The 26411-nt window shown below is 72.5% G+C and carries 16 protein-coding genes; 8 read left to right on the forward strand and 8 right to left on the reverse strand.

Annotated features, from left to right (window positions below; translation table 11 throughout):
* Positions 1 to 59 precede the first annotated feature (59 nt).
* From WMF28_RS37195 to WMF28_RS37220, 6 genes are read left to right on the forward strand one after another with little or no spacing between them, the layout of a single operon-like run.
* Entirely contained in the window at positions 60 to 2258 is a 2199-nt protein-coding gene (locus WMF28_RS37195; protein ID WP_437598295.1) for a type VI secretion system Vgr family protein, read from the forward strand.
* Positions 2255 to 4411, forward strand: coding sequence for a type VI secretion system Vgr family protein (locus tag WMF28_RS37200; RefSeq protein WP_437598296.1), 2157 nt, complete (start codon positions 2255 to 2257; stop codon positions 4409 to 4411). Before WMF28_RS37195 ends, WMF28_RS37200 begins: the two co-directional genes overlap by 4 nt.
* The gene (locus tag WMF28_RS37205) at positions 4404 to 4898 is read left to right on the forward strand and encodes a hypothetical protein (protein ID WP_437598297.1); all 495 of its coding nucleotides are present in this window, start codon (positions 4404 to 4406) and stop codon (positions 4896 to 4898) included. Before WMF28_RS37200 ends, WMF28_RS37205 begins: the two co-directional genes overlap by 8 nt.
* On the forward strand, positions 4895 to 7435 hold the full coding sequence (locus tag WMF28_RS37210) for a type VI secretion system Vgr family protein (RefSeq protein ID WP_437598298.1): 2541 nt from the start codon (positions 4895 to 4897) through the stop codon (positions 7433 to 7435). Before WMF28_RS37205 ends, WMF28_RS37210 begins: the two co-directional genes overlap by 4 nt.
* Positions 7432 to 9879: a hypothetical protein gene (locus WMF28_RS37215; RefSeq protein WP_437598299.1), complete on the forward strand. Its 2448-nt coding sequence runs from the start codon at positions 7432 to 7434 to the stop codon at positions 9877 to 9879. Before WMF28_RS37210 ends, WMF28_RS37215 begins: the two co-directional genes overlap by 4 nt.
* Before the next feature lie 33 nt (positions 9880 to 9912).
* Positions 9913 to 13974: a DUF6531 domain-containing protein gene (locus WMF28_RS37220; protein ID WP_437598300.1), complete on the forward strand. Its 4062-nt coding sequence runs from the start codon at positions 9913 to 9915 to the stop codon at positions 13972 to 13974.
* Between the two features lie 11 nt (positions 13975 to 13985).
* Here the strand turns inward: WMF28_RS37220 and WMF28_RS37225 are convergent, their stop codons facing one another.
* The 7 genes from WMF28_RS37225 to WMF28_RS37255 all read right to left on the reverse strand — a co-directional run bounded on the left by WMF28_RS37225 (position 13986) and on the right by WMF28_RS37255 (position 23214).
* Complete coding sequence (locus WMF28_RS37225) at positions 13986 to 14981, reverse strand: hypothetical protein (RefSeq protein ID WP_437598301.1); 996 nt, start codon at positions 14979 to 14981, stop codon at positions 13986 to 13988.
* Between the two features lie 49 nt (positions 14982 to 15030).
* Positions 15031 to 16227: a hypothetical protein gene (locus WMF28_RS37230; protein WP_437598302.1), complete on the reverse strand. Its 1197-nt coding sequence runs from the start codon at positions 16225 to 16227 to the stop codon at positions 15031 to 15033.
* Positions 16220 to 17209, reverse strand: a complete 990-nt coding sequence (locus WMF28_RS37235; protein WP_437598303.1) for a DUF2169 family type VI secretion system accessory protein — start codon at positions 17207 to 17209, stop codon at positions 16220 to 16222. The genes WMF28_RS37230 and WMF28_RS37235 overlap by 8 nt, the downstream gene beginning before the upstream one ends.
* Positions 17210 to 17471: 262 nt before the next feature.
* Positions 17472 to 18782 (reverse strand): monooxygenase, encoded by a 1311-nt coding sequence (locus WMF28_RS37240; protein ID WP_437598305.1) that lies wholly within the window; start codon positions 18780 to 18782, stop codon positions 17472 to 17474.
* A gap of 40 nt (positions 18783 to 18822) precedes the next feature.
* Complete coding sequence (locus WMF28_RS37245) at positions 18823 to 19530, reverse strand: potassium channel family protein (protein ID WP_437598306.1); 708 nt, start codon at positions 19528 to 19530, stop codon at positions 18823 to 18825.
* Between the two features lies 1 nt (position 19531).
* On the reverse strand, positions 19532 to 21058 hold the full coding sequence (locus WMF28_RS37250) for a cation:proton antiporter (RefSeq protein ID WP_437598307.1): 1527 nt from the start codon (positions 21056 to 21058) through the stop codon (positions 19532 to 19534).
* Positions 21059 to 21375: 317 nt separating this feature from the next.
* Complete coding sequence (locus tag WMF28_RS37255) at positions 21376 to 23214, reverse strand: SLC13 family permease (protein WP_437598308.1); 1839 nt, start codon at positions 23212 to 23214, stop codon at positions 21376 to 21378.
* A gap of 147 nt (positions 23215 to 23361) precedes the next feature.
* Between WMF28_RS37255 and WMF28_RS37260 the strand changes: the two genes are divergently transcribed.
* Complete coding sequence (locus WMF28_RS37260; RefSeq protein WP_437598310.1) at positions 23362 to 24225, forward strand: class I SAM-dependent methyltransferase; 864 nt, start codon at positions 23362 to 23364, stop codon at positions 24223 to 24225.
* Positions 24226 to 24361: 136 nt separating this feature from the next.
* On the opposite strand, the gene WMF28_RS37265 is transcribed toward WMF28_RS37260, so the two are convergent.
* Complete coding sequence (locus tag WMF28_RS37265; protein ID WP_437598312.1) at positions 24362 to 25657, reverse strand: hypothetical protein; 1296 nt, start codon at positions 25655 to 25657, stop codon at positions 24362 to 24364.
* 360 nt (positions 25658 to 26017) lie between these two features.
* Here WMF28_RS37265 and WMF28_RS37270 point away from each other — a divergent pair, with 360 nt between their 5' ends.
* Complete coding sequence (locus WMF28_RS37270; RefSeq protein WP_437598313.1) at positions 26018 to 26230, forward strand: hypothetical protein; 213 nt, start codon at positions 26018 to 26020, stop codon at positions 26228 to 26230.
* Positions 26231 to 26411 lie beyond the last annotated feature (181 nt).

The following is a 26411-nucleotide window of genomic DNA, read 5'->3' on the forward strand; positions in this document are numbered from 1 at the left end:
TCTCGGGGAGATGACGGCGGGATCCCTCGCGAAGGCCGGTCGCTCCGGACCAGGAGACCATGAACGACATCGACGTCCGGCTCGTCTGCGAGCCGCTCGGAGAGTGCGTTGTGCTGGAGTTGAGTGGACGGGAGGCGATGGCCACCCTCTCGTCCTGGGAAGCGCGCGTCGCCGTCCCCGACGAGGTGGATCTCGCCGCGCTGCTCCGCGCCCCGGCCACGCTCGCGATCGTCGATCCGGCCGAGGGCTCGGAGCGGCTCGTCCGCCTCCTCGTCATCGAGGCGGGCTACGATCTCCGGCGCGGACGCGAGCGGGTCTGCTCGCTCCGCCTCTCGGATCCCCCGTGGCTCCTCACGCTGCGCGGCGGCTACCGGGTCTTCCTCGAGAAGACCACCGAGCAGATCGTGACCGAGGTGCTGACGGGCGCGGGCATCCCAGCGGCGGCGATCGAGCCCCGGCTCGCGGGCGCGTATCCGGCGCGGCTCCAGTGCGTCCAGTACGCCGAGGCGGAGTGGACGTTCATCGAGCGGCTGCTCGCCGACGAGGGGATCTCGTACTGGTTCGAGACCACGCCCGAGGGCGAGCACCGCATCGTCCTCGGCGACGGCGCGGGCTCGCACGACGGGCTCGAGGGCGGGGCAGCGCTCCCCTGCGCGGGGACCCCGGGGGTGAAGCTCGGGGCGCGTGCCCTCTCCTCGCTCGAGTGGGAGGAGCGAGCCGTGACCGATCGGGTGACCGTGCGGGACTTCGACGTGCGGCACCCGGACGTCTACATCGACGGTCACGCCGGCGAGGGCGAGCTCGCGTGGCTCGAGTACCCGGCCGGCGTCCCCACGTCCGAGGCCGCGAGGGCGCGGGCCGAGCGGCGGCTGGAGCAGCTCCAGCGGGACAAGGTCATCGTCACCGGGGAGAGCGACTGCGCGCGCCTCAAGCCGGGGCGCCTCGTGGAGATCGCGGGCGTGGACTTCTTCGAGCAACGGATGCTCGTCACCGAGCTCTCGCACCGCTATGCGCGGCCGAGCCGGGACGGTGGCCGGGCCGTGCCCTACGGCAATCGAGTCACGCTCAGGCCCACGAGGGCCGCTGACGGGGCCGATCACCCGCCCTTCCGGCCCGCGTTCCGCCCAGGGCCCGCGGTGGAGCACATCGAGAGCGCGGTGATCACCGGCCCAGCCGGCGAGGAGATCCACGTCGATGATCTCGGCCGGATCAAGCTGCGCTTCCTCTGGGATCGCTCCGGGATCGCAGACGACCGCTCGTCGCACTGGACCCGCTGTCTCCAGTACCCGCTCGGCGCCTCGATGTCCCTCCCTCGCGTCGGCTGGGAGGTCCACGTCGCCTACCTCGACGGCTCGCCCGATCGTCCCTTCGTCCTCGGTCGCGTCTACAACGCGACCGCCGTCGCGCCGCTCCCGCTCCCCGCGGCGTCGGCGACGACGTCGTTCCAGTCCTGGACCACGCCGAAGAGCGGCAAGACCCAGGGGATCACGATGGTCGACGACGCAGGCGCGGAGGCGCTCTCCCTCCACGCCTCGAGGGACCTCTCGGTCAAGGTCGGTGGCCCGGAGACGACCCGGATCGATGGCGACGAGGAGCACCTCGTCGGCCTCTCGCTCACCAGCAACGTGCTCGGCAGCCACACCGCGAGCATCGGGGCGACGCAGCGCATCGACGTGGGGCAGGAGATGCTCCTCTCCGTCGAGGGGTCGAGCTCCGAGCTCATCGGCGGCGCGGAGCTGATCAACGTCACCGGCAACCGTGCCGTGCTGGCCGACGGGTCGTGCGTCGAGGTGGTCGGCGGCGGCTACGCGCTGCTCTGCAATCAATCCAACGTCAGCGTCAGCGGCGCCTGCACCCGGGTGGTGCTCGGGACGAAGTCGATCGCGAGCGGCCTCGGTGTCTCGGAGTCGGTCGCGGCGGCGCGCACCTACGTCTGTCGCGGCTCCAGGACGATCACCTGCGGCGGCTACGCCGAGTCGATCCACGGCGGCAAGCGGAGCGAGGCGGGCGCCGTGAACGAGCGGGCCGCGGGGGACGTCGGCGTCAAGGCGTCGAGCGGCACGATCGCGGCCGGGAACGTCTCGATCCGCGCGGGCGGGAAGGTCTCGATCTGCGCGCCGGTGGTGACGATCGAGGCCAGCGGCAGCGTCGTGGCGGGCACGATGACGCTGGGCGGCGGCAAGCTCAAGACGACCGGCGGCATCACCCATGTGGACGGCGGCACGACCAGGCGACCCAGCGGAAAGGCGGGCAGTTGAGCGAGCAAAGCATCGTTCTGGAGATCCCCGGCGTGAACGCCGAGCTCCGCGTCCACGCGTGCGAGGTGGAAGAGCGCGTCGGCGCCCCGACGGCGGCCCACGCGCGTTGCGCGGTCTTCGTCGACGGAGAGCCCGCCGAGCTCGCCGCGCTCGATCCGATCGGCCGCGCCGCGACGCTCGCGCTGCGCTTCCACGGCGTCGAGCGGCGCTTCGCGCTCGCGGTGGAGGCCGTCGAGGAGCGCGACGCCCACGCGCGCGTGACCCTCGCCTCGCCGGTGGCCCGGCTCGATAACACACGCGACTACCGGGTCTTCGTCGACGAGAGCGCCACCGAGATCGCGGCGAGCGTCCTCGGGGAGCACGGCGTCCGCCTCGACCTTCGCGCGCGCCGCACGGCGGCGAAGCGGCCCCACTGCGCGCAGGTATTCGAGAGCGATCTCGCCTTCTGCGCCCGCCTCCTCGCCGAGGAGGGGATGAGCTGGTTCCCCGCCGAGGACGATCCCGCGCTCCTCCACGTCGCCGACGCGCCCGAGACCTTCCTCGACACCGGGGTGGCGATCCCGTGGCGTGCCGAGGGGGGCTTCGAGCTCGGACGAGCGCTGCACGCGGCGCGGATCCGGAGGCGGGTGACGGTCGAGAAGGTCGCGCTCAAGACGTACGATTTCGCGCGGCCGATGCTCGATCTGAGCGGCGCCTCGGGCGACGGCGCGCTCGAGTGGTACGAGTACCCTGGCGGCTTCGGCGATCCGGACGCGGGCCGCGATCTCGCCGCGATTCGCCTCGCCGAGCGTCAGGCCGGGGCGACCGTGCTCGAGGGGGAGGCCACCGAGCCGGAGCTCCGCGCCGGCGCGATATTCGAGGTGAAAAGCCCGCCCGAGGAGCTCGGCGACGCGCGCTGGCTCGTGCTCGCCATCGTGCACGAAGCGAGAACGACGGGCGGTCCGGAGGAGCTCACCTACCGTGCCACCTTCGAGGCGGTCCCGGCACGCCAGGGCTTCCGCCCGGCGCGCCTGTCTCCCGGTCCTCGCGGCGGCGCCGGCACCGCGGTGGTCACCGGCCCGCCGGGCAAGGAGATCGCCCTCGACGAGCACGGTCGCAGCCGGGTCCTCCTCCGCTGGGATCGTCGCCACAGCCCTGAAGACCGGAGCTCCGGCTTCGCCCGCGTGACCCAGCCCCCGCTCTCGGGCGCGATGCTCAACCCGCGGGTCGGCTGGGAGGAGCTCGTCGGCTTCGGCGATCGGGGCGGGGAGGTCCCGGTGATCCTCGGCCGGGTGTACAACGCCGTCCAGGCGCCGCCCGCCGCGCTGCCCGCGAAGAAGGTGGAGACCCGCTTCGGCACGCTGGCCACGCCCGGGGGTTCGGGCGGCAGCGGTGTCCGGATCAGCGACGCGGCCGGGGACGAGCGGCTCGGGCTCGATACGTCGGGCGACTACGAGGAGCAGACAGGGAACGACAAGCGGACCGAGATCGTCGGGCAAGCCGCGCGCGCGGTCGGCGGCGCCCGGGTGGTCGACGTCAAGGAGCGGAGGGTCGAGAAGGTCGCCGGCGAGCAGTCGATCGAGGTGGGCGGCGTCCGCAGGGTGACCGTCGACTCGAACTACGGGCTGAAGGCGGCCTCCGAGACGATCACCGTGGGCGCTGCCCGCGTCATCCGCGCCGGCGGCGACTACATCACCGCGACGCCGAGCTTCGTCCGGATGGTGGGCGGCGCCAAGCAGGAGGTCGGCATCGAGCACCAGAGCGTCTTCGCCAGCGGCGCGTCGACGCTGCTCGTCGGCGGCTCGATGAGCGCCACCGCCGGCCCGTCGGAGTCGGTGGGCGTGGCCGGCGCCGCGATCATCAAGGTCTCCGGGGCGCAGACCATCAACACCGGGTCCTACAGCCTCACCGTGCGGGGGCTCTACGCCGAGAGCTTCGGCTCGCGCAGCGTCACCGCGGGGGGCAACGTGGCGGAGAGCTTCGGCAGGGTCACGTACACGTCGCGGGGCGCCGCCGACGTCACCGGCTCCGAGGTCGCGATCGAGGCGGCCGCGAAGCTCACGATCAAGGCGCAGGGGGTGACGATCACCATGACCCCCGGATCCATCACCATCTCGGGCAAGCTCGAGGGCCCGACGTCGAGCGTGGAGGAAGGGGTTCATCATTATGGCTAGGTCGCGCACGGTCCAGCAGTCGGTCGCTCGCCCCGCGCGGGGCAAGGCGGAGCCCCTCGGCCCTGGGCTCCACCCGGGCGTCGTGGAGATGGCCACGGCGCGCGAAGGCGAGGCGCGCCCCGCGTTCCAGGTGCGAACGAGCGACGGCCGCCGGCGCCTCGCGACGCTCGCCGCCGGCGTCTCGCCCGCGTTCATCGAGGAGTGCACGCGCGAGGGCCGCACCGTGGTGCTCGCGGACGCGCACGGCGGCGTCGCCATCCTGGGCGCGCTCCAGACCGCCTCGGCGCCGGCGCCGGACGCTCACGGGACGCTCGCGCTCGATGCCCGCCACATCCGGCTCCGCGCCAGGGAGACGCTGGAGCTCGAGGTGCCCGGATCCAGCCTACGGATCGAGCCCGGCGGCGCGGTGCGGATCGAGGGCGACCGGCTCGTGCTCGACATGGCGGCGCTCGTGCGGATCTTCTCGGCGCGGGTGGAGCTGCCGTGAGCGGCGTCGCGCTGACGATCGAGGGCGCTCCGGGCCTCCTGCCCACCCGCATCCGCGGGGTGGAGCGGCTCGGTGAGGCCTCGACCTTCGAGATCGACCTCCAGGGCCCGAGGGACGCGCTCGTCTCTCCCGGAAGCGTGCTCCGCAAGGCGGGGCGCCTCGTCCTCGACGCTCCGGCGGGGAGCCGGACCGTCCTCGGCGTCGTCACCCGCTTCGTCGTGGTGGCGAGCGACCACGAGCACCTCCGGGCCTACCGGCTGACGCTCGCATCACGCTTCGCCCTGCTCGCGCTCACCCGGAGGGCGCGCGCGTTCCAGGAGCTCACGGCGCCGGAGATCGTCGAGCAGATCGTGCGCCAGGGCGGCTACAAGGCCGTGCGCAAGGACCTCCGCGCGTCGTACGCGCAGCGCCGTTACGTGGTGCAGTACCAGGAGAGCGACGCGGCCTTCATCCGGCGCGTCTGCGAGGATCACGGGCTGTACTTCCGCTTCGAGGCGGACGGCGACGACGAGGTCTTCGTCCTCGAGGACGACTCCGCCGGCGCCGGGGCCCCCTACCCGGACGGCATCTCGCTCGTCGCCCGCAGCCCCCTGGACGAGCCGCGGCCCGTCGCGGTGGACACGGCGCGGCGCCTCCGGCGCGCGGCCGGCAAGGTCATCCTCCGCGACCATGGCCCCGATCAGCCGCGGCTCTCGCTCGAGGGCAAGGCCTCCGGCGGGCTCGAGGCGGAGCAGGACGTCGAGGTCTACGAGGCGCCCGGCAGCTTCGCTTCTCCGGCCGAGGGCGAGGCGCGGGCGAAGATCCGGCTCGAGTCGCTGCGCGCCGAGGCCGCACGCCTCTCGTTCGACACCAACGCGCTCGCGCTCTCGCCCGGCGCTCGCTGCCGCCTTGTCGAGGCGCCGGACCACCACGGCCTCGTCCAGGCCGCGGGCGAGCACGTGGTGACCAGCGTCGAGCTCCGCTGGGAGGCCGTCGAGGCGGTCTTCCGCGCCGGGGTCGGGGCGATCCCTGCGCGTGTGCCGTTCCGCCTGCCGAAGATCACGCCGAGGCCGCGCATCGCCGGGGTGCAGTCGGCCTGGGTCACCGGGGAGCGCGGACAGGAGATCCACCCCGACGCGCTCGGCCGCGTCCACCTCCGCTTCCACTGGGATCTGCACGGCGAGGCCGATCAGCGGAGCAGCCTCCCGGTGCGGGTGATCCAGCCGCAGCTCCCGGGTCCGATGATCGTGCCGCGCGTGGGCTGGGAGGTCTTCGTGATGTTCGAGGACGGCGATCCCGATCGTCCCGTCGTCCTCGGCCGCTCGTACAACGAGAAGCAGCGGCCGCCGCTGGCGCTGCCCGCGAACAAGACGGTGACGTCGATCGCGACCGACAGCTCGCCCGGCGCGGGGGCGCGGACGGCGATCCAGATGGACGACGCCGCCGGCCGCGAGCACGTCCTCGTCAACGCGCCCTTCGCCATGGAGACGAGGGTCCAGGGTGACCACAAGGCGCAGGCGCTGAAGAACGAGGACCTCCAGGTCGGCGCCGCGCTGAAGGCCGAGGTCGGCGGCGACGAGTCGATCTCGGTGCGCCTCGGGTACATCGGCGGCTACGGCTCCCGCAGCGTCAAGGTGGGCGCGGCGCAGCACCAGAGCTCGGGCGGCAACTTCGTGAGCGAGGTCGGCGCCGAGACGGACCTCGTGGCCGGGATGCTGGTGGAGCAGGTCGGCGACCCCGTGAAGGGCGCCGCGAGCCTCGCGACATCCGCCCTGCTCTCGAAGGTGAGCGCGCGGGGGGTCGCCGGGCAGATCGCGGCGTCCACGATCGGCGCGTCCCGCGCCGCCTACGAGACCTACCAGGCGAAGGGCGCGGAGGGCGCGCTCGCGGCGGTCAAGGACAGCGCGCTGGGCAGCGCGATGTCGCTCCTGCCCGGGGGCGAGTCGATCATGGCGGCGGTGCGGGGCTCGTCCAGGCCGATGCCCTGGGATCACGGCCGCCCCGCGCAGGGCGACGCAGCGCCGGGCGGAGGGGCCGCGGGCGCGGGCGGCGCAGGCGGCGGCCCCGCGGGCCCCGGACCCGGGCACCGCAGCGTCGTGGCGGGCACGTCGTACACCGAGGCGGTCAGCGCCCTCTATGCGGTGACCACGCCGGGCCCCGTCTCGTGGGTCACGGCCGGCCCGGCGACGACCCTCATCAACGGGAGCCACACGAGCAGCGCCGCGAGCGCTGGCGTGCAGGTGGGCGGCGCCCTCGGCGAGTGGCTCGGCTCGCTGAACATCAGCAGCCGGGCGGCCATCGCTCGGAGCGTCGCGGGGGTCATGACCTCGGACGTGAAGGGCGCGCTGCGCATCGGCGCCGGCGGTTCCTTCACGCTCACCGCGAAGAGCGCGCTCACGCTCGAGGTGAACGGGAGCCTGCGGCTCGGCGGCAGCCCGATCACCTTCACGTGCGGCGCCTCCGAGATCTCGGCGACGCCGGCGGGCGTCACGATCAAGTCCCCCTCCATCACCATCACCGGGAGCTCGAAGCAGTCGGGCTCCCTCACGCACCGATGAGCCTCTCCGTCCTCGGCCTCGGCCTCATCTCGCCCGCCGGCGCCTCGGCGCGAGATCACGTCTTCTTCCCGCGCGCCGGGGCGCCGCCGCCCCCGCCATCGCCCTTCATCGGCCCCGACGGGCGCCGGATCGCCGCGCGCTACTGCCCGTGGATGAGGCCCTCCCAGGCCGACGCGAGCCGCCTCCTCGCGCTCGCCCGGGGCGCCGCTGCGGAGGCCCTCGCGGCGCTTCCCGAGGGCGCCGCGGCGGCGGTCCCGCGCTTCCTCGTGACCCCGGCGCCCCGCCCGGGCCTGCCCGAGGAGGCGCTCTCCGAGATGGCCCGTGCCTTCTCGCCGTCGGCGCGGCGCTTCACCGGGGCGGCCGGCGCCTTCGCCGCGCTCGCGCAGGTCGCGGAGCTCCTCGCGAGCCGCGCGATCGACGCTGCGCTCCTCGTCGGCGTCGACGCCTTCGCCGGCCTCGACGCGCTCGCCGAGCGGCAGCGGCGGCCCCCGAGCCCGTGGCTGCTCACGCCCCCGCCGCCCTCCGAGGGCGCAGGCGCGCTCCTCGTGGCGTCCGCCGAGCAGGCCTCGCGCTGGGGTGCCGCGCGCCTCGGCGAGATCGTCGCTAGCCGGCACGCGCCGGGACGCGCGACCGACGAGGACGACGATCCTGTCGACGCGGCGGCGATGACCGCGCTGCTCCGGGGCCTGCCGGCCGCGGGGCCGATCCAGGCCGTCTTCGGGCAGGGTCGCGTCGACGCGCTCCGGTGCCGCGAGTGGCAGTTCACCACGGCGCGGTGCTCGGAGCGGTTCTCGGCCAGCTACTTCGATCGCTGCCTCGAGGTGGAGGTCGGCGAGCTCGGCGCCGCCGCCGGCGTGATGAGCCTCGCCTGCGCCTTCGCGGCGTTCCGTCACGGTACGACGCCGCCCGATGCGGGCAGGTCCTTCGTGGCCTGGGCCATCTCCCGCGACGGCACCCGCGGGATCGCCCTCGGCGCCGCGCCTCGCGCGGGAGCGATCAAGGTCGCGGCCGGATCAGCGGCGTCCCTTCCGGTGCTCACGCCGCTGTCGGGCGCGGTGATCGCGCGGCGTGTGGACCGAGAGCCGTTCGTGCCTCCGCCGGTCGAGACGGAAGCGACGGAGGACGAGGCGTGGCTCGACGAGGACATCGCGGGAACGCCGGCAGCCGCGGGCGCCGCGAATGACGTGGCGCCGCCGCTCCCGGCGCTGCCGCGCGAGGGCGTCCTCGCGCCGCCGGTGCGGCTCGATGCGGAGCGGGTGATCGAGCTCACGTTGCCCGGATTCTACGCCTCGGTCGTGGACCACTGCGCGGAGCTCGCCGCCGCGCTCGCCCGCGACCGCCTCGAAGGCCGGCGCGCCTGGCTCCCGGAGACGGAGGCGCGGTTGCTGCGCCGGATCGACGCGATCGTCGCCGCGGGCCCCCGCGCGCTGATCGAGGTGGCCGCCTTCTGGGAGCGCTGGCTCGACGATCCCTGGAAGTCCTTCGCGAGCGCGCTCGCGCTGGCCGCCTTCGCGGGTGACGACGCCCTCGCGGCGATCCACCGGGCGGCGCACCTCCTCCCGCCCGACGCCGAGGACCATGTGCTCGCCGTCGCCGAGGCCCTCGCGCTCGTCGATCGCCCCGGCCTTGCCGGCCTCGCGCGCGCGCTCTCCGCGTCGGCGCACCCGATCGCGCGCGCCATCGGCGTGACCCTGCGCTCGCTGCGCGGCGAGCTGCCCGTCGACGCGCTCCCCGCCATGCTCGCCGAGGATCACGACGCGGTGGTGCGCGCCGGGATCTGGGCCTGCGAGCGCCTGCCCGGAGCGCAGCGCGCCCGTTTTTCGGAGCGCCTCCGGGAGCGCTCTCGCGCGGCCTCCCCGGCGGTGGCCTGGTCGGCCGCGCGGGTGCTCGTGATCGGCGGCGAGACGGACCTTCTCCGCGACGAGGCCCTGTGCGCGCGCCTCGGTCCGCTCGCCGCGGAGCTCTTCGCGCTCGCCGGAGAGCCGGCCGACTGGCCCCGGCTCGAGGCGCTGCTCGGCCGCCATCGCCCGACACGCGCGGCGCTCGCCGCGGTGGCGCGCTTCGGCTGCGCTGCGAGCGCCGCCTGGATCCTCCAGCGCCTCGACGACGAGGCGCTCGCCGACGACGCCGCGGAGGCGCTGCGCACCCTCTTCGGGTCGCTCGTTCCAGAGGCGCAGGAGCTGGAGGCTGGCGCCTGGCGGGATGCGATCGCGGCGCGACGCCTCGATCCGAAGGCGCGCTATCGCCGGGGACGTGCATTCTCGACCGCGGTGGTGGTGGAGGAATGCGCCTCGGGCGAGCTCTCGCGCCTCGCCGTCGAGGCGCGCCTCGACGAGCTGCGCGCACGCCTGCGCCTGCCGGAGCCGGTCGACCTGAGCGGCTTCTCGGCGCGCGCCGAGGCGAACCTCGTGGCCTTCCTGAACCTGGCGCGGAGTCGAAGCTGAGCACCGGGGCCGACCCGGAGACGAGAGATCACCGTGGCGACGATCAACTACAAATACATCGCGACGACGCGGAGCAATCACTTCTGCGCCGCCTTGGTGCCGGGTTTGAGCCATGCGCCGCCAGTACCGCCAACAGGGCCGGTACCGGCCCCTTTCCCGTACGTTGCGCGCTCGGCGACCGCGACGAACACCGGTGAGCGGGTCGAGATCGGCGGCGCGCCGGTGCTCTTGCAAAACAGCGCGCTGGATATCGACAAGCCGGGGAACATCCCCTGCCAGTCCACCGGCGGCGATGTGGTGACGACAGCCGTGAACGGGGGGTGCAATGTATACACCTCGTCGATAGCGGTAATATCCAGCGACCGTGGGCTCATCTGCACCGGCGACAACGTATGGCTCAACATCAAAGGCCTGAAAGCAAACATCGCCCAGGTCAGCGGGGTGCTCCTGGCGGCGGACATCATCCGGGCCACCACGGCCGACAACACCACCGTCAACATGACGGTCGTGCTCGATCCGATCTCCGTCGCGTCCGGCGCCATGGTCGATGAGACCGTGGATCTCTCGATCCCAGGCCTCATTCCGATCGATTGGAAGCGACTTTATAGCTCCGCGCGCGCCCGCGAGCACACGCCGCTCGGGCGCGGCGGCTGGACCCATGCGTACCACCAGTGGACCGAGATCCACGGCGACGCGTTGCACCTCCGGGACGCGGACGGCGCGACCATCACCGTGCACAACACGAGGCCGCGCGAGCCAGCCTTCCACCGCGGCAAGCGCCTCGTGATCACCCGCGATGCCCGCGGCGGCGCCACCGTCTTCTCGCTCGACACGCGCCTCACCCGCACGTTTCGTCCCACCAGCGGCGGCCGCGCGTTCCTCCGCGAGATCTCCAACGAATCCGGGCACAAGGTCGTCCTCGAGTACGAAGCGGAGCGGCTCGCACGGATCGTCGACACCGCCCATCGCACGGTCGCCCTCACCCACGACGGAGACGGCCACATCGTGCGCCTCGAGGTTTTCCCTCCGGGCGGCGAGAAGCGCGCTCCAATCCACGCCGTCTCGTTCGCGTACAGCGACGGCGGCCAGCTCGTGGGGGTGACCGATCCGCTCGGCAACGCCGAAACGTACGGCTACGACGAGCAACGCCGCCTCAATCGCAAGACGCTGCCGACCGGCCTCTCGTTCCACTATCTCTACGACCCCGAGTCCGGCCGTTGCGTCCGTGCCTGGGGGGACGGCGATCTCCACGCCGGCGACCTCATGTACGATCCCGGACAGGGAATCACGCATCTCACCGGCAACCCCGAGCCCCGCGTCTTCACGTGGCGGCCCGAGGACGGTTCGGTGGTACGCGAGGCCTCGACCGACGGCCTCTTCGTGCGCGATCTCGAGTTCGACGCCGACGGCCTTCTCCTCAAGGCGAAGAACGCGGCGGGGGACACCATGACCTTCACCCGCGACATGCAGGGCAACCTCACGCGCGTCACCGATTCCCTCGGCCCGCTGGTCGAGATCGAGTACGTGGACAATCTCCAGGTGCGGCGCCGCGCCGGCGGCCTGGTCACCGAGTTCGGCTATGACCACCAGAGCCGACTCACCTCGGTGAAATATGCGTCCGGCGCCTTCCTCACGCTGACGTACGACGAGCATGGGCGCCTCGCCACGGTGCACGGGCCGGACGGGCTCCGCGGCGGCTTCGTCTACGATGAGCAGCACAACGTCATCGAGGAGCGCACGCCCCGCGGTGGGGTGCGCCGCTGGCGCCACGACGCGCTCGGGCGGCCGGTGGTCTACGTCGATCCTCTCGGCCGGATGACGCGCCGCGAGCTCGACGCCCTCGGCCAGCCGGTCGCGCTCCATCTGCCCAATGGGAGCTCGCTGCGCTTCGAGCACGACGCCCTTGGACGCCTTACCCGCCGCACCGATGCGCTCGGACGCGTCCAGACGTTCCGCTACGCCGGCCTGAAATCCCCGGTCGAGGTGACCCAGCCCGACGGCGGACTCTGGTCCCTGTCATTCGATCTCAACGAGCGTCTCCAGCAGGTGAAGAACCCGAAGGGTGAGACGTTCGATTTCCGCTATGACCGCGCCGGCAACCTCCGCGAGTACCGCTCGTACGATGGCCGCATTTCCCGCGCCCGGCACGGCAAGAACGGCCGTCTGGCGCGGGTGGAGAACGCCGATGGTTCCTTCCGCGCGCTCCGCCACGACGGGGCGGGAAGGATCCTCACCGAGGAGACGCCGCACGGAGCCGTCAAGGTCGAGACGCCCGACGACCTCACAGTCGAGTACATCTTCGAGGATCCAGCCGGGGAGGTCCGCCTGCGCGTCGAGCGCGATCCGCTCGGCCGCGTGGTGGCCGAGGCGCAGAACGGCCGGACGATCCGCTACGAGTACGACGCGCAGAACCGCTGCATCGCGCGCCATCTCCCGACAGGGCACGTCACCCGTTATGTTTACGATGAAGAGGGCAACGTCTCGTCGCTCGATCACGACGGCCACCGCGTGGAGATCCAACGCGATCTCGCCGGCTCGGTGGTCCGCAAGGTCTTCGCGAGCGCGGGCGTGGAAGCGCGGCGCGAGGTCGACCCGATGGCGCGCCCCACCCGTGACTGGGTCGGCACTGCCGAGCGCACGATCGTGGATCGCCTCTACGCCTACGATGCCTCCGGCGCGCTCGTCGAGCGCAACGACCTGCGCTGGGGCATCGCGCGCTACCGCTACGATCGGCTCGGAATGCTGCTCGAGGCGAGCTCTTTGAGGAAGCGTGAGTCCTTCGCGTACGACGCGGGAGGCTCGCTGAAGCCCGCGGGCTCGGCCTGGGAGATAGGGCCCGGCGGGTTCTTGCTCCGCACCGAGCAGGCCGCATATGGCTACGACGCCGCGAATCGACGCACCCGCGAGACGCGGTCCGACGGCGAGACGGAGTACCTCTGGGACTGCCGCGGCCAGCTCCGCGAGGTCCGACGCCCAGACGGCACCCGCGTGCTCTTCGCGTACGACGCATTCAGCCGCCGGATCAGAAAGGAGATCGTCCCGCCCGCCGACCCGAGCACGCTCGTCTCGGCAGAGGCGCCGAAGCCCCGCGTCGTCGAGTACCTGTGGGACGGCCTCTGCCTCGCCGCCGAGATCGACTCCGAGCGCGGCACACGCGTCTTCGTGCACGAGCCCGGGACGATGAGCCCACTCCTCCAGCAGGAGGGCGCCGTGACGTACGCGGTGATCACAGACCACATCGGCACCCCAACCGAGCTCATCGGTCCGGAGGGTGAGGTCGCGTGGTCAGCGCGTCACTCTGCGTTCGGCATCATCGTCGAGGCCGCGCGGCCCGAGGGTGGCCCGCTCGTGGCGTCCCCCTTCCGGCTGCTCGGGCAGTACCACGACGAGGAGACGGAGCTCTGCTACGTCCGTTACCGCTACTTCGATCCGAAGACGGCGCGCTTCTTGAGCCCGGATCCGCTCGAGCTATTCGGCAGCCGCAACCTGTTCGCATTCGATGGCAGCCCCACCACCCATGCGGACCCGCTGGGCCTCTCCTGTCTGATCATCGGCAACCCGCTGCACGACGCTGCCGTCCGCTATGGCATTCTGCACATGGAGCCGAACCCGCAAAATTATCGCGTCATGATCCACGGCGAGCCCGGCCACGTCGGGTCGTCGGACGTGAACGGAATGGACACCAGGCATACGCCAGCTCAGCTCGTGCAAATGATCCACGCTGCTGGGAACTATAACGGCGCGCAGCTCATCACCCTCAATTCGTGCAACACCGGCCGCATGGAGAACGGCGTGGTCCAGCAGGTCTCCGCCGCCTTTCCTAACCGCGACGTCCGCGGCCCGAACGATCTCGTCTGGGGGGTCGGCCAGTACATCGCACCTCCCGTGGGGGTAGCCAACAGCGTGACCTGGGCGCCGACTCCTGATGAGTTGAGCAACAGCAAACCCGATCAAACGCGCCTCGGCCAGTGGAATTATTTCAGAGACGGCAAACCGCACGCGGCCAGCCAGAACGTGTACGACCAGCACACGGGGCTGACCAGGACGCAGCCCATCAACGTGCCGCCGCTGAAAGATCCACTCCCCTTTCGGTGATCCGTTCCCGGTCAGCTGCGTGCGTGGTAAAGGATGACATCATTCTTGTGACCGATGCCAAAGTCGAGGGCGAGCCAGAGCTCTCCCTCCTCGCCGGCGACGAAGGTGTAATCGGATGGAAAGCACCGGTTCGGATACAAAAAAATGGGAATTGGCTCCCACGCATCTCCTCGCACCAGCCGGCAAATGGAGAACGAAGACAAGCGGTGAAATGAGATCATGAGAAGCTCGCCCGATGGCGTGACTCTCACGTCGAGCTGCTCCCATTTGTTTTTTGTCGGAAATGGCGGAAGCGGCTGCCATCTCCCCTCGACACGGTAAGCGCGGAAGGGCTCCCCGGATTTCAGTTCACCTTCTGCGATCAGGTCATAGGGCGCGTGACCGATGCTCAGCGAGATGCTTGACTCATCCAGCTCGGGTGGCCATGCAAACCTCTCCCCTTCGCATTCTCCTCGCGGGAATATCCACCACCCAGGCTCCAGAGTCGGGGATCCTTGCACCTTCGCGATGACGTCGCCGGATTTCGACACTTTGTGGAAGGGCATATGCGTCGAGTTCAGGAGCCCCTGGACGAGCACGGGAGGGAGAGGCCTGTCCGATCCATCCACCCATCTGTTCGTGCCGTCGGCGCCCCCGGCGAGCACCCCGTCCGCCCACCCATGGACCGACGAGATCCCCGGCTGCTCGACCCATTGGCCGCGCTCCGCATCCCAGCGTGCTACCCCTTGCCGTGGATAAGGCGAGGTTCCCGAGAACGCCCATCCCACCTCGGCGACAGTCCAGGCGCAGTCGGGCCACCGGCCCTCCAGAGTGGCGATATCCCTTGGGACCATGGGCGACGGAAACATCCCCTGGGCATCTGGTGCGCCCACCGCCTCCGTCCTCCGCTGATCCTGGAGCAGCCCTCCCTGGGCCCGCGCGATGTAAGCCCCCGTGGAGGCGATGACCGCTCCCTGGAGCCGATGCAGCCGGATGCGCTGCTGCGATGTTGCGATGGCCGTGAACATACCGTGCTCCACTCCTTCTCCTCCCTCGCCCCCTCGCCCCCTCGCCCCCTCACCGCTTCCCGCGGACCCGCTCGCCCGCCGCGACCAGCTCCCGCATCCACTCCATCCGCAGCGCCGGCTCCGCCGCGAACCTCGCCTGCCACGCCGCGTCCTCGACGCGTTTCGCCTCGCGGGTGAGCCCGTGCCGCGCGATGATCTCCGTCGCGGTCGCGGGGCTCGCCGCGATCTCCGCGAGCATCGCAGCGTAGTCCTCCAGCGAGAGCCGCGGCACGGAAGCAGCCGCTGAGCGCGCAGCGCCGCCCGGCGACGGGGCGAACGGGAGCGACGGCTTCACGCCCTCGAACATCACAGGCGCCGTCCCGGTGACCGGCGGCTTCGAGGCCCCAGCGCCCCCCGGCGGCGCCGCCGCGGCCGGCAGCCGGGAGCGCTGCGCAACCTCCTCGCCCGCGCGCGAGGAGAAAGGCAGCGCCGGCTCGCTCGGCGTCGAGAACATCGGCGCCGTCTCGGTGATCTCCCTCGGCGGGATCACCGGCGCAGGCTGCACCGGCAGCGGCTCGAACCGCACGATGGGCGCGGACAACACCACCACCGGCGCGCTCCCCGGCTTGACGAAAGGCAGGATCAGCTTCGGAAGATCCGCCAGATCCGCCGTCTCCCCCAGCACGCCCACCACCGCCGCCGGTCCCTTCTTCGCGGGCGCCGCCGCGCCGCCGCGAGGCCCCCGCGCCGGCGCCTCCAGCACCGGCGGCTCCGGCCGGACCTCCGGCACCGGACCGGGCGCCGCGGCGAGGATCGCCGTCGCCTCGCCGCGCACGCCGTCGTCGGCCATGATTCGCGCCTGCCAGAAGCCGAGCAGGCGGAAGACGTCGCCCTCGCCCAGCCCACGCGCTCCGAGGAACCCGAGCGGATCCCCCGACGCGGTGAAGGCGCGGAAGAAATCGAGCCAGGCGCCAAGCTCCTCATCGAGCGGAGGCACCTTGCGCTTCACGTGCGCCTGCGCCGCGACGCGGTGCTCGTCGCAGGTCGCCATCAGCGCCCCGTCCCCCATCGCGCTCTCGGCGAGACGCGCGGACCACGCCTCCTCCACCGCCGGCCACACCCCGGCCGGGATGGCGGCGTGGGCCAGGCTCTCGTCCAGCGAAACGCCCTCGGCGGTGTACGCCAGCACGGCCGCATAGGCCGAGAGCGGCACGCCCGCGACCTCGGGGTCCGACGGCTCGGCCCGCTCGCCGCCCGCCTCACGCATCGCCGCGCACCACCACCTCGCGCAGCACCCGCCGGCCCCGGCCGATCGGGAAGACGGCGCGCGCCACGAGGTCCACCCGCCGCGCCTCGGGCTGGATGAGCACCGTGTCGATCGACGGCCGCGCGACCACGCGCTCCCCGGTGTCGTAGCGCGCGCTCACCGCCACCGGGAGCGCCGGGAGCGCGAACACGAGCGGATCGAGCGACATACCGTGGATGCCCACCGGATCGCCCGGCGCGAGGTGCTCCTCGAACTGGAGCGACGGGTGGGCGACATTGCCGAAGCGAAGGTCCTGGTCGGCGGGCGGGATCGGCATCCGGGTCGCCTTCCACCGCTCGTCGAACGTGCCGGCGTACTCGAGGCGCGGGGACCAGTGCATCATGATCGCGCCGAAGCCCACCGGCGGGTGGCGATCCAGGGCCGAGGTGTGAGGCCGCTCCGGGTGCTCGATCTGCGGGGCGAGCCGATCCACGAGATCCGCCGCGCTCTTCGCCGCGCCGACGCCCGCCGGGTTCCGGAGGTCGACCACCGAGAGGTCCTCCGACATGCCGCCATAGGCCCGCTCATAGACGATCGGCATCCGCTCGAAGGGCGCCGCCGGCCCGATCGCGACGCCAAAGGCGCCCTTGAAGAAGACGCGTACTCCGTGGACGCGCAGCGGCGTCAGCCGGTCCCGGACCTTCACCGCGACGTCGAGCACCCGCACCTTCTCCGGGGCGATCGCGTCGCCGATCACCACGACGTCCGTGCCGAGCTTGGCCACCCCGAGATCCGACGGGACGCGGAGGCTGCTCCGGGGGCTCTCGGGATCCCAGGGCTCGTCGACGATGCGGACCGGGGCCGGATCGTCGGCGGGCCTCGAGCTCCCGCTCCGACCGAGCACGAAGGTGCCCTTGATGATGGCGACAAGGACGTCGTTCCCGTCGCGGTCGATGAGCGGCACGGGCTGGACGGTGAAGGGGGATTGGTTGGCGAGGCTCACGGAGAGGGCCCGATGGATGCTCGTGTATACAGCATGTGCAGGTCGCAACGCCCTCCGTCGAGAACGCGACACGAGAGCTCCCGACGCGCGGGGTGATGGTCAGATTGGACCATGAAGGGTCGTCGAGGAGCAACGCTGACGCGCGGACGAGCAGGATCTCGCCGGCAGCCTTCGCGCACGAGCAGGATCTCGCCGGCGGCCCGCGGCATCGCGACGCTTGCGTCATGGCGAGCGGTCGCGTCAGAGGCGCAGCGGCCGGAGGTCAGCGCTCCGTCATGTAGAAGGTGCTGAGACACATCTCGTCGTTCGTGCCCTCTCCCCACACGACATCGCCGGGGACCCGCGGCTTTCCGTCGATGACCGGCTGGTTCTCGGGCGTGTTGTCCCAGTGGCACTCGAGCGACAGCCTGTCGCCCGGATTGAGCACCTTGGGCTGGACGAGCTTGTAGCTCCCTTGCCAGTGGAAATCCCAGCGCGGGATGTCGAGCACGCATTCCGAGCTGCCGTCGGCGCGCTCGATCTCGAGGCGCGCGCGCGTGCCGAGCGTGTGCATGTGGAGGCCCGCGATGTGGAGCTCGATCGGCGCGTCGCCCGCGAGCGCCCGGGTGGGCTGCGCCCCCCAGCGGTGCACGACGTCGCCCTCGAAGGCGGGGATCGTCATGGCGTCGCCGACGAGCCAGGCCGGGTTCGTCCACGGCTGCGTGGAGCCCTCCCGCTCGACCGAGCTCTCGAGCATCACATCGATCGCGGAGCGATCCGGCAGCTTGCCCGCCGCCAGCGTGTTGTAGTGGACCTGCACGACCAGCCGGGAGCCTGGCTCGACCCGGGTGCCCGTCCCCGGGGGGAAGGTCATGCTCCCGCCGCCGGGCACCCAGCCGCCGAGCCAGCGCGGCCTGATCCCCGGGCCCCCGAAGCAGGGATAGCCCGGGCCCGGGTCGGACGCGTCGAGGGCCTCGACGTCGGCGACCAGCTCCGGCGCCGCGATGTAGGCGATGACGTGGTGGACGATGCGCTCCTCGCCGGGCCTGACCCCGAAGCCGGTGACGTAGCGCGCGCTCTCCTCCGGCCAGTCGATCACGAAGCAGCGGTAATCGTCGGGCCCCGCCTGCGGGGTGTACTCGACCGGCATCTCGAGCGTCAGGTCCACCCGCGCGAGCTCGTTGCTCGCCGGCGGATCGAGCGGCGCGCCCTCCTCCGCCGGGTCGCCCAGGGCCGCGCCGCCGTCGACCCAGGCGGCGATGGTCTGGATCTGCTGCTCGGACAGGGAGCGATCGCCCACGTACTCGGCGCACGCGCTGTCGGCCGGCCAGGGGGGCATGGTGCGCTCGACGACGGCCTGCTGGATGAGCGGCGCCCAGGGCACCGCCGCCTCGGGCCCCTCGAGCGAGAACGGCGCGATGCCGCTGCCGCTGTGGCACCCCGCGCACCTCGCGTCGAAGATGGGCTTGACGTCCCGGTAGTACGAGACCGCGGCCTGGACGCCGCCGCCCGCCGCCCCCCCGGCGTCGTCGTCGCCGCCGCACCCGGCGACGACGACGGCCAGCGCCACGCCCACCCATGCCGATGCGCCCATATAGCCTGCCCACCTCATCATAGGAACACCTGCCCTCGCCTCAGCGACGCTCGTGAACCCCGCCGTTCGTCGCCGGCTCGCGCCGGAGGAAGAACGCGATGACCTCGGCGAGCTCGTCGCGCGCGGCCACGAGGAGCACCGTGGCGCCCCCCGCGACGATGGAGGAGCCGCGCGGCGCCTCGACGCGGCCGTCGGGGCGGTAGACGCCGGCGAAGACGCACGACGCGGGGAAGCCGGCGCTGCCCGCGATGACGCTCACGGAGCGGCCGGCGACCATCGAGTCGACGGGGATGTCGAGCTCGAACGCCACCGACTCGCCGGCGCCGAGCACCATCGCGTGGCGGACACCCGGGTGCTCGATGGCGGTGGCCATCGCGCCGATGAAGACGTCGATCTCGGAGAGGATCCGGTGGACGCCCGCGCTGACGTAGACGCTCCGGTAGTCGGAGTCGCGCATGCGCACCATCACGCGCTTGGCGCCCGCGGCCTGGGCGAGCAGCGCGACGGCGAGGTTGTCGGCGTCGCGGCGGAGCATGGCCACGACCACGTCGGCGCGCCCCACCTCCGCCTCCTTGAGGAGCCCGGCGTCGGTCGCGTCCCCCACGAGCGAGACGAGGCCGTGGCGCTCGAAGGCGCTGTTGGCGATCGACTCGTCGCGATCGATGATGGTCACCTCGTGGCCCGTCTTCGCGAGGTGGACCGCGACGCTCAGCCCTGCGCGCCCGGCGCCCGCGATGAAAACGCGCATGTCATCCGCCTCCTTCGTGCGCCGAGAGCTTCACCATCTCCCGGTCGATCTCGTTCGCGTGGGCGTCCGCCGTCTCGGAGTCGATGAGCCCGCGCCTCGCCGCGTCGAGCACCGCCGCCTTCTGCGCCGTGAGCAGCGCGGCGTCCGTGAGGTGGTCGCGCACCTCCTGGCCCCGCGGCGACTGGAGCGCCGCCTCCGCCGCGATCACGCGGCGCTGGAACGCGGCCCGGCGCTCCGCGTGCTCCTTGCGGGAGAGGAGGCCCGAGGCGAGCAGGTCGTCGAGCTCCGACTGGCCGCGCCGCGCGGCGATGAGCGTCGCCTTCGCGGCGTCGAGCGTCGGGTCGGCGCTCGGGGTCGCGACCCCCAGGAACTTGAGCAGCCGCGCGAACGGCAGCGCCTGCACCACCAGCGTCACGAACGTCACGCCGAAGACGATCGTGACCAGGCGGTCGCGGTACGGCATGTCGTGCGGGAGGCTGAGGACGGCGGCCATCGAGAGCGCGCCCTTGATGTTGCCGACCAGCATCACGTGCTGCCAGCGGAGCGGCACGACCTCCCGCGTCATGGCCCGGAGCACGCCGAAGCAGCCGTAAACGGCCACCGCCCTGCCCGCGTGCAGGGCGATGAGCGCGAGGCCGATGGAGGCCGCCTCGCGCACGAGCATCTCCGCGTGGATCTGCATGCCGACGAGCAGGAACAGCAGCACGTTGAGGCCGAAGCCGCCCGTCTCCCAGAACCCCTCGAGGGCGAGCACGCGCGAGGGCTCGAGGTGGCGGCGCGCCGCCTTGCCGACGACGACGCCGACGACCACGACGGCGATGACCGGCGAGGCGTGGAGCCGCTCGGTGACCAGGGCCGTGGCGAACACGAGCACGAGGGAGGCGAGGATCGCGGTCAGGTGGTCCGGCGTGCGGCGGAGGAGGGCCGTGCCGACGGCGCCGAACGCCCCGCCGAGGACGGCGCCGCCGGCCACGCCCATCGCGAGCTGGCGGAAGGTCTCGATGGCGTCGAACGTGCCGCTCGCGAGGACGCGCGAGGCGAGCACCACGAGCACGAGCGCCGTGCCGTCGTTGAAGAGGCTCTCCCCCTCCATGATGGCGGCCAGCCGGTGCGGGACGTGGACGCTCCGGAAGGCGAGCAGCACGCTCACGGTGTCGGTGATGGAGAGCACCGCGCCGAGGAGGAGCGCCGCGGCGAACGGGAGATCGAGCACCAGCGTCGCCACCGCGGCGGTGCCGAGCAGCGAGATGAGCACCCCCGGCACGGCGAGCGCGAGGATGGGCCGGCTCGCGGCGCGCAGGCTGTCCGCGTCGGCGAACAGGGCGCCCTCGAAGACGAGCACCGGGAGGAACGCGATGAGGATGACCTCCGGGTCCATCGGCGTGTTCGGCAGCACGTCGACGACGACGAGGAGGAGCCCCACCAGCACGAGCGCGACGTTGTACGGGATCCCGACGCGCTTGGCGCCGATCGCGACGGTGGAGCCGACGGCCAGGACGAGGAGCAGGCTCTCGAGCCGCTCCCTCATGCGTCTCCTCGCGGCGGCGACACGAGGGCGATGGCAACCGGCGCACGCGGCGGGCACGCCGCGATGTGCGTGGGGTCTCTAGGGGCCATCACCGTAAATCCTGCGCTACAGGATCGCACCGGGATCCGCAAGATAGGAGAGACGCCGCCGGAGCTGTCGGGCGGGCGCCGTGCGAAGGCAGGCGAGACGGGAGCGTGCCTGTGCCCGGAAAGCGGGGAGATGTCCGAGATCACATGACACGACAGCCGCAACGCTCTCGCGTCCTCCGCGGGCGGCAGTCCCCCGGCGAAGCGCGACGGAGGAGCGTTGACCCGCGATCAGAAGGGCCAGACGAGCGGGACGACGATCAAGGCGGTCGCCAGCACGAGCAGCTGCAGCGGCAGGCCGACCCGGGTGAAGTCTTTGAACTGATAGCCTCCGGGTCCCATGACGAGGATGTTCACCGGGGAGGCGATCGGCGTCGCGAAGGCGGCCGAGGCCGCGAACGCGACCCCCATGAGCAGCGGCTCCGGCGTGAGGCCGAGCGCGCCGGCCAGGCGGACCGCGAGGGGGGCCATGAGCACGGCGGTCGCGGTGTTCGAGAGGACCATGCCGATGGCCGAGGTGAAGAGCATGAGCACGCCGAGGACCACCGTGGGGCGCGCCCCCGCGAGGAGCCCCTCGGCGGCGGAGACGGCGGCCCCCATCGCGCCGGTGCGCTCGAGCGCGGCGGCGAGGGGGACCATGCCGGCGATGAGCACGACGCTCTCCCAGTTCACGGCGCGGTAGGCGTCCACCGGGCGCACGCACTGCGCGAGCACGAGGAGGAGCGCGGCGAGCAGCACGGCGATCACGTTGGGCAGCCACCCGAACGCCATGCAGACGAGCATGCCCAGGGTGATGCACACCGCGACGACGGCGCGCTCGCGATCGACGAGGACGTCGCCGCGCGCGTCGGGCTCGGCGACGAGCACGAGATCGCGCCGCTCGTCGCGCAGGTTCTTCAGGTGCTTGAGCCGCCCCTTCACGAGCAGCGTGTCGCCGGCGCGGAGCTTGAGATCGCGCAGCTCGGGCGTGGCATCGAACACCGGGAGCCAGCCGTCGCCCCGCCGGATCGACAGCACGCTCGCGCGGTAGCGGTCGCGGAACCTGGCCTCCCTCAGGGTCTTGTCCGTCAGGCCGGAGCGCCGCGGCAGCACCACCTCGGCGAGGGACTCCTCGGGCGGCAGCGAGAAGACGGGCCGCGCCGAGAGCGCCTCGAGCCCGAAGCGATCGGCGATCGCCGCGATCGCCGCGTCGCTCCCGAGCAGGCGCAGCTCGTCGCCGACGGCGAACACCGCCTGCGGCACCACGCGCTGCGCCTCGAGGCCGTGGGGCCCGGGGCGCGCGATGCCCACCACGGTGGCGCCGAAGTCCGCCCGCAGGTTCGCCTTTCCGAGCGTGAGGCCGGCGAGGCTCGCGCCGGGCGCGACGCGCACGGCGCGCAGGGCGCTGCCGAGCCCGTACTCCATCGAGAGGTCGTCGAGCGAGAGCGCTCGCGGCGCGCCCGCCTCGCCCCTGTCTCCTTTGCTGGGCAGCGCGCGGCGACCGATCGCGACGACGTACGCCGCGCCGACCGCGAGCACGACGAGGCCGGGGACGGTGAAGCTGAAGAAGCGGAACGGCGCTCGCCCCGCCTCGCGGAGCGCCTCGCTCACGAGCAGGTTCGGCGGGGTGCTGATGAGCGTGAGGTTGCTCCCGAGGTGCGCCGCGAACGCGACGGGCATGAAGAGCCGCGCCGGCGCGATCCCGCGGCGGAGCGCGAGCGTCCCGACGACCGGCAGGAGGATCGCCACGGTCCCCGTGGAGCTCATGAAGGCGGACAGGAGCGCCGTCGCCCCCATCACCACGACGGTCACCTGAGCTTCCCCGCCGCCGGCGAAGCGCTCCAGGCGCTGGCCCAGCCAGTCGGCGACCCCCGTGTCGGTCAGCGCGGCCCCGACGATGAACAGGCCGGCGATCATCAGCACCGCGGGGTTCGAGAACCCGGCGAGCGCGTCCGGGACCGTGCTGACACCGGAGATCGTGAGCGCGAGCAAGGACATCATCGCCACGACGTCGAGCCGCAAGCGATCGCTCACGAACAGGACGATCGCGAACCCGAGAATGACGAGCGCGAGAATGGCCTCAGAGGTCATGGGGGGGGGCGCAGCCTAGCGGGACTTGCGCGAGGCTGCATCACGTGCGGGTCGGATCACCGCGCACGTCTCGGCAGCGCGCTTCCGTGGCGTCGCTCGGCGTCGCTCGCGCATTGAAATGTCGGCGGCTGACGCTATTCACGAGGCATGCGTGAGCGTCGTCCCAGCCAGACCGCCGCCACTGTCGCGCTCATCCGGGCGCTCGCGGACCAGGGCCTCACCGATGTGCCGGGCTTCGAGGACCCCGTCGTGCACCGGCTCCTGTCGCGCGGGTGGAGCGCCGCGCTGACGCTGATCGCGCGGCAGCTCCGGCGCATGGCCCCCGCGAAGCGCGCGCGCATCCTGGCCCGGCTCTCCTCGGTCCCGCTGCGGGTGCGGGCCATCGACGTGGAGCTGGAGGGCGCCGTGGCGCTCGGGTGCCGGCAGGTCGCGAGCCTGGGGGCCGGCCTCGACACGCGCGCATTCCGGATGAAGGCGCTCTCGGCGACTCATTTCTTCGAGATCGATCACCCGGCGACACAGGCGTTCAAGCAGAGCAAGGCAGCGGGGCTGTCGCCGGTCGTGGAGAAGCTGACGTACGTGCCGGTCGATTTCGAGCGCGACGCGCTCGCCACGTGCCTCCTTTCGGCCGGTCACCGGCCGGACGAGCCCACCGTGTGGATATGGGAGGGGGTCGTGATGTACCTGTCGGACGACGCGCTCCGGGCGACGCTGCGGTCGCTCGCCGACGCCTCGGCGCCGGGCAGCGTCCTCCTCGTGAACTACATGGAGCCCGAGGCGCGGCGCCGCCTGGGCCTCGTTGGCAGCCTGATCGCGCGGATCTGGAGCGAGCCGCTCGTCGGCTTCCGCCGGCGCGAGGTGATGCTCGCCGAGGTCGAGCGGGCCGGGTTCCGCGCATTGCGCGACACCGGCGGGGAGGACTGGGCCCGGCAGTTCGGAGCCCCCATCGCCTCGTCCAACCCGGCCGCCAACACACGGCTCCTCGTCGCCGAGCGCTCCGGCGCGAGCTGACCCCGGGCTCTCCTTCGCGCGTCACCGCCCGACGAGCCCCGGAGCCCGCCGCGTCAGCGACGCGGCTCCCCTCGCGGGAGCGCCGTGGATACCGCACCTCGTCAGGAGACCGCACCTCGTCAGGCGGAGCCCGGCGTCAGCTCCACGTCTCCGAGCGCCGCGGGTTGCGGGTCTCGATGGCCTCGGCGTGGCCCCGCAGCCCGCGCGCGGCGGGCAGGTTGCCGTGCGTCTCGAAGACGTCGGCGAGGGCGAGCCCGAGGATGACGATCTGCTGGGGTTTCTCCAGCGCGCCGACGGTCGGCGCCGCGGAGCCGAGCAGCTCGAAGGCCCGCCGCCACGACTTCGCGGCGGCGTCCGGCATGTCGGCGTTCAGCGCCGCGTGCCCGGAGCAGCGGTGCATGTCCGCCGCGAACTGGTGGCTGCCGCGGCGGTCCGCGAGGTCTCCGGCGCGGGCGTACGCCTCCGACGCGTCGAGGAAGCGGCGTTGCTTGCTGTGCAGGCTGCCGAGCGAGGCATAAGCCTCGGGGACGATCGCGAACAGCCCGCGCCGCTCTGCCTCCTTCAGCGCGGCGATGAACACCCGATGTCCCTCGTCGACAACGCCCGCGCCGATCAGCGAGCGCGCGCGCTGCATGGCGACGTGAATCGCCTCCTCGCCGAGCCCGCGGCCCATCAGCATCTCCTCGGCCTGCTGCTGGAGCTGCGCAGCCTCGGTGTGCCGTCCCGCGTGAAAGCACTTGTCGGCCTCATGCAGGAGGCGCCGCGCCTGGAGGAGCTCCGGAGCGCGAAGGGGGGAGTCGGGCGCGATACGGTTCTCGAGGTCGACGGGGAGGCGCTGCCCGCGGGCCGAGAGATCGGTGAGCAGGCGCTCGAGATCGACCAGGGCCGCGCTGTCGGCCTCCGGCCACACGACGCGGGACGCGCCGTCGCCGAAGCGCGCGAGCAGGTCGCCGACGCTCGAGTGGACCGGATCGACGAGGACCCAGCGCACGAGCGCGAGCTCGGGCCCCTGCGCGAGCCAGAGGACGTCGCGGGCATACGCGCGGGGATCGTCGATGTGCTGTGGCGCGAGCACCACGACGGCGCCCGCGTCCGGCGCGCGGGCGGCGAGGTGGGCCGCGAGGGCGCCCGCGAACGCGTCGAGCGGCTCGCGCAGGGGCCCGGGCTCGGGCGTCGCCGTGGGATCACCGGGCATCGCCGGGGCGCCGAGCTCGCGCGCCAGCGCGCGTTCGCGGGCGGCCCAGCCCTGGCTGGGCCCGTAGAAGGGGTCGGCCAGGACCCACACGGGACGGGGCGCCGGGCCTGCTTCGCCGAGCGCCCGCAGCAGCGCCAGCGTGTGCCCGTGCACGTGCGCCGGAACGATCACGTGCAGCAGGCGGGCTCGCTCGCCTGTGAAGATGGCGCTGAGCGCGCGGGCGATGTCGTGGATCATGTCGCGTTCCAGGGCGGAGTCTTGCGCCGATCCGCGCCGAGGCCAAGCGAATGCGCCCGCGCCGCGGCGCGGGACCTCGCCGGCGCCTGCGCTGAACGCCTTCGCGGGGCGCCGCGCCCCCGGCGAGCGAGCGGCCGTTGCGCGTCGCAGGACGCCACGGTCGAGGCGATATGTCTCAGGGTTTTCGCTCCGGAGCGCGGGCGCGGCGCGGAGGAGTACGCGCGGGTGCTTGATCCTTGCTGGCCCGGGCATTGCTGGGCGGAAGAAGCTGAAGCAAGCGTCGAGGGTCGTTGGAGAACCGCTGAACGCGCCCGGGGGTAGACGCCGCCGGTCGCGCTCGATCTCGGAGGAGATGGTACCGTGAAAACAGTGTATCTGTCGCTGCTCTTGGGCGGCATGGTGATCGTGGGTTGCGGTGGCAGCAAGCCTCAGCCGGAGGGGCCGGCCGAGAAGGCGGGCGAGGCTGTGGACGACGCTGCGCGCGACGTCAAGGACGAGACGAAGGACGCGGCGGAGTCGGCCGGTGATGCCGCCGAGGAGGCGGGCGACAAGGTCGAGGAGAAGACGGACTAGCAGGGCCGGCCTCGTCTGCCGGCGCGCTGGTCGAGGACCGGCGCGCCGGCAGAGGGGCGCGCAGCGCCGAGGTGGTCTCCTGCTGTTCGCGCGGTGGCGGCTGGGCCAGGCCGCTCGCCCCCACCGCGCGTTGCGCTGCGCTGCGAGGAGATCCGACCGGAGGGTCCACGCGCGAGATGCA

Origin of the sequence: Sorangium sp. So ce590, from assembly GCF_051521365.1 — a bacterium.
Classification (GTDB): Bacteria; Myxococcota_A; Polyangia; order Polyangiales; family Polyangiaceae; genus Sorangium.

What these genes read in the sequence shown, in the direction of transcription:
- WMF28_RS37195 (WP_437598295.1), top strand. Translation starts at nt 60, where the DNA reads ATGAACGACATCGACGTCCGGCTCGTCTGCGAGCCGCTCGGAGAGTGC.
- WMF28_RS37205 (WP_437598297.1), top strand. Translation starts at nt 4,404, where the DNA reads ATGGCTAGGTCGCGCACGGTCCAGCAGTCGGTCGCTCGCCCCGCGCGG.
- WMF28_RS37215 (WP_437598299.1), top strand. Translation starts at nt 7,432, where the DNA reads ATGAGCCTCTCCGTCCTCGGCCTCGGCCTCATCTCGCCCGCCGGCGCC.
- WMF28_RS37225 (WP_437598301.1), bottom strand. Translation starts at nt 14,981, where the DNA reads ATGTTCACGGCCATCGCAACATCGCAGCAGCGCATCCGGCTGCATCGG.
- WMF28_RS37230 (WP_437598302.1), bottom strand. Translation starts at nt 16,227, where the DNA reads ATGCGTGAGGCGGGCGGCGAGCGGGCCGAGCCGTCGGACCCCGAGGTC.
- WMF28_RS37240 (WP_437598305.1), bottom strand. Translation starts at nt 18,782, where the DNA reads ATGGGCGCATCGGCATGGGTGGGCGTGGCGCTGGCCGTCGTCGTCGCC.
- WMF28_RS37245 (WP_437598306.1), bottom strand. Translation starts at nt 19,530, where the DNA reads ATGCGCGTTTTCATCGCGGGCGCCGGGCGCGCAGGGCTGAGCGTCGCG.
- WMF28_RS37250 (WP_437598307.1), bottom strand. Translation starts at nt 21,058, where the DNA reads ATGAGGGAGCGGCTCGAGAGCCTGCTCCTCGTCCTGGCCGTCGGCTCC.
- WMF28_RS37255 (WP_437598308.1), bottom strand. Translation starts at nt 23,214, where the DNA reads ATGACCTCTGAGGCCATTCTCGCGCTCGTCATTCTCGGGTTCGCGATC.
- WMF28_RS37260 (WP_437598310.1), top strand. Translation starts at nt 23,362, where the DNA reads ATGCGTGAGCGTCGTCCCAGCCAGACCGCCGCCACTGTCGCGCTCATC.
- WMF28_RS37265 (WP_437598312.1), bottom strand. Translation starts at nt 25,657, where the DNA reads ATGATCCACGACATCGCCCGCGCGCTCAGCGCCATCTTCACAGGCGAG.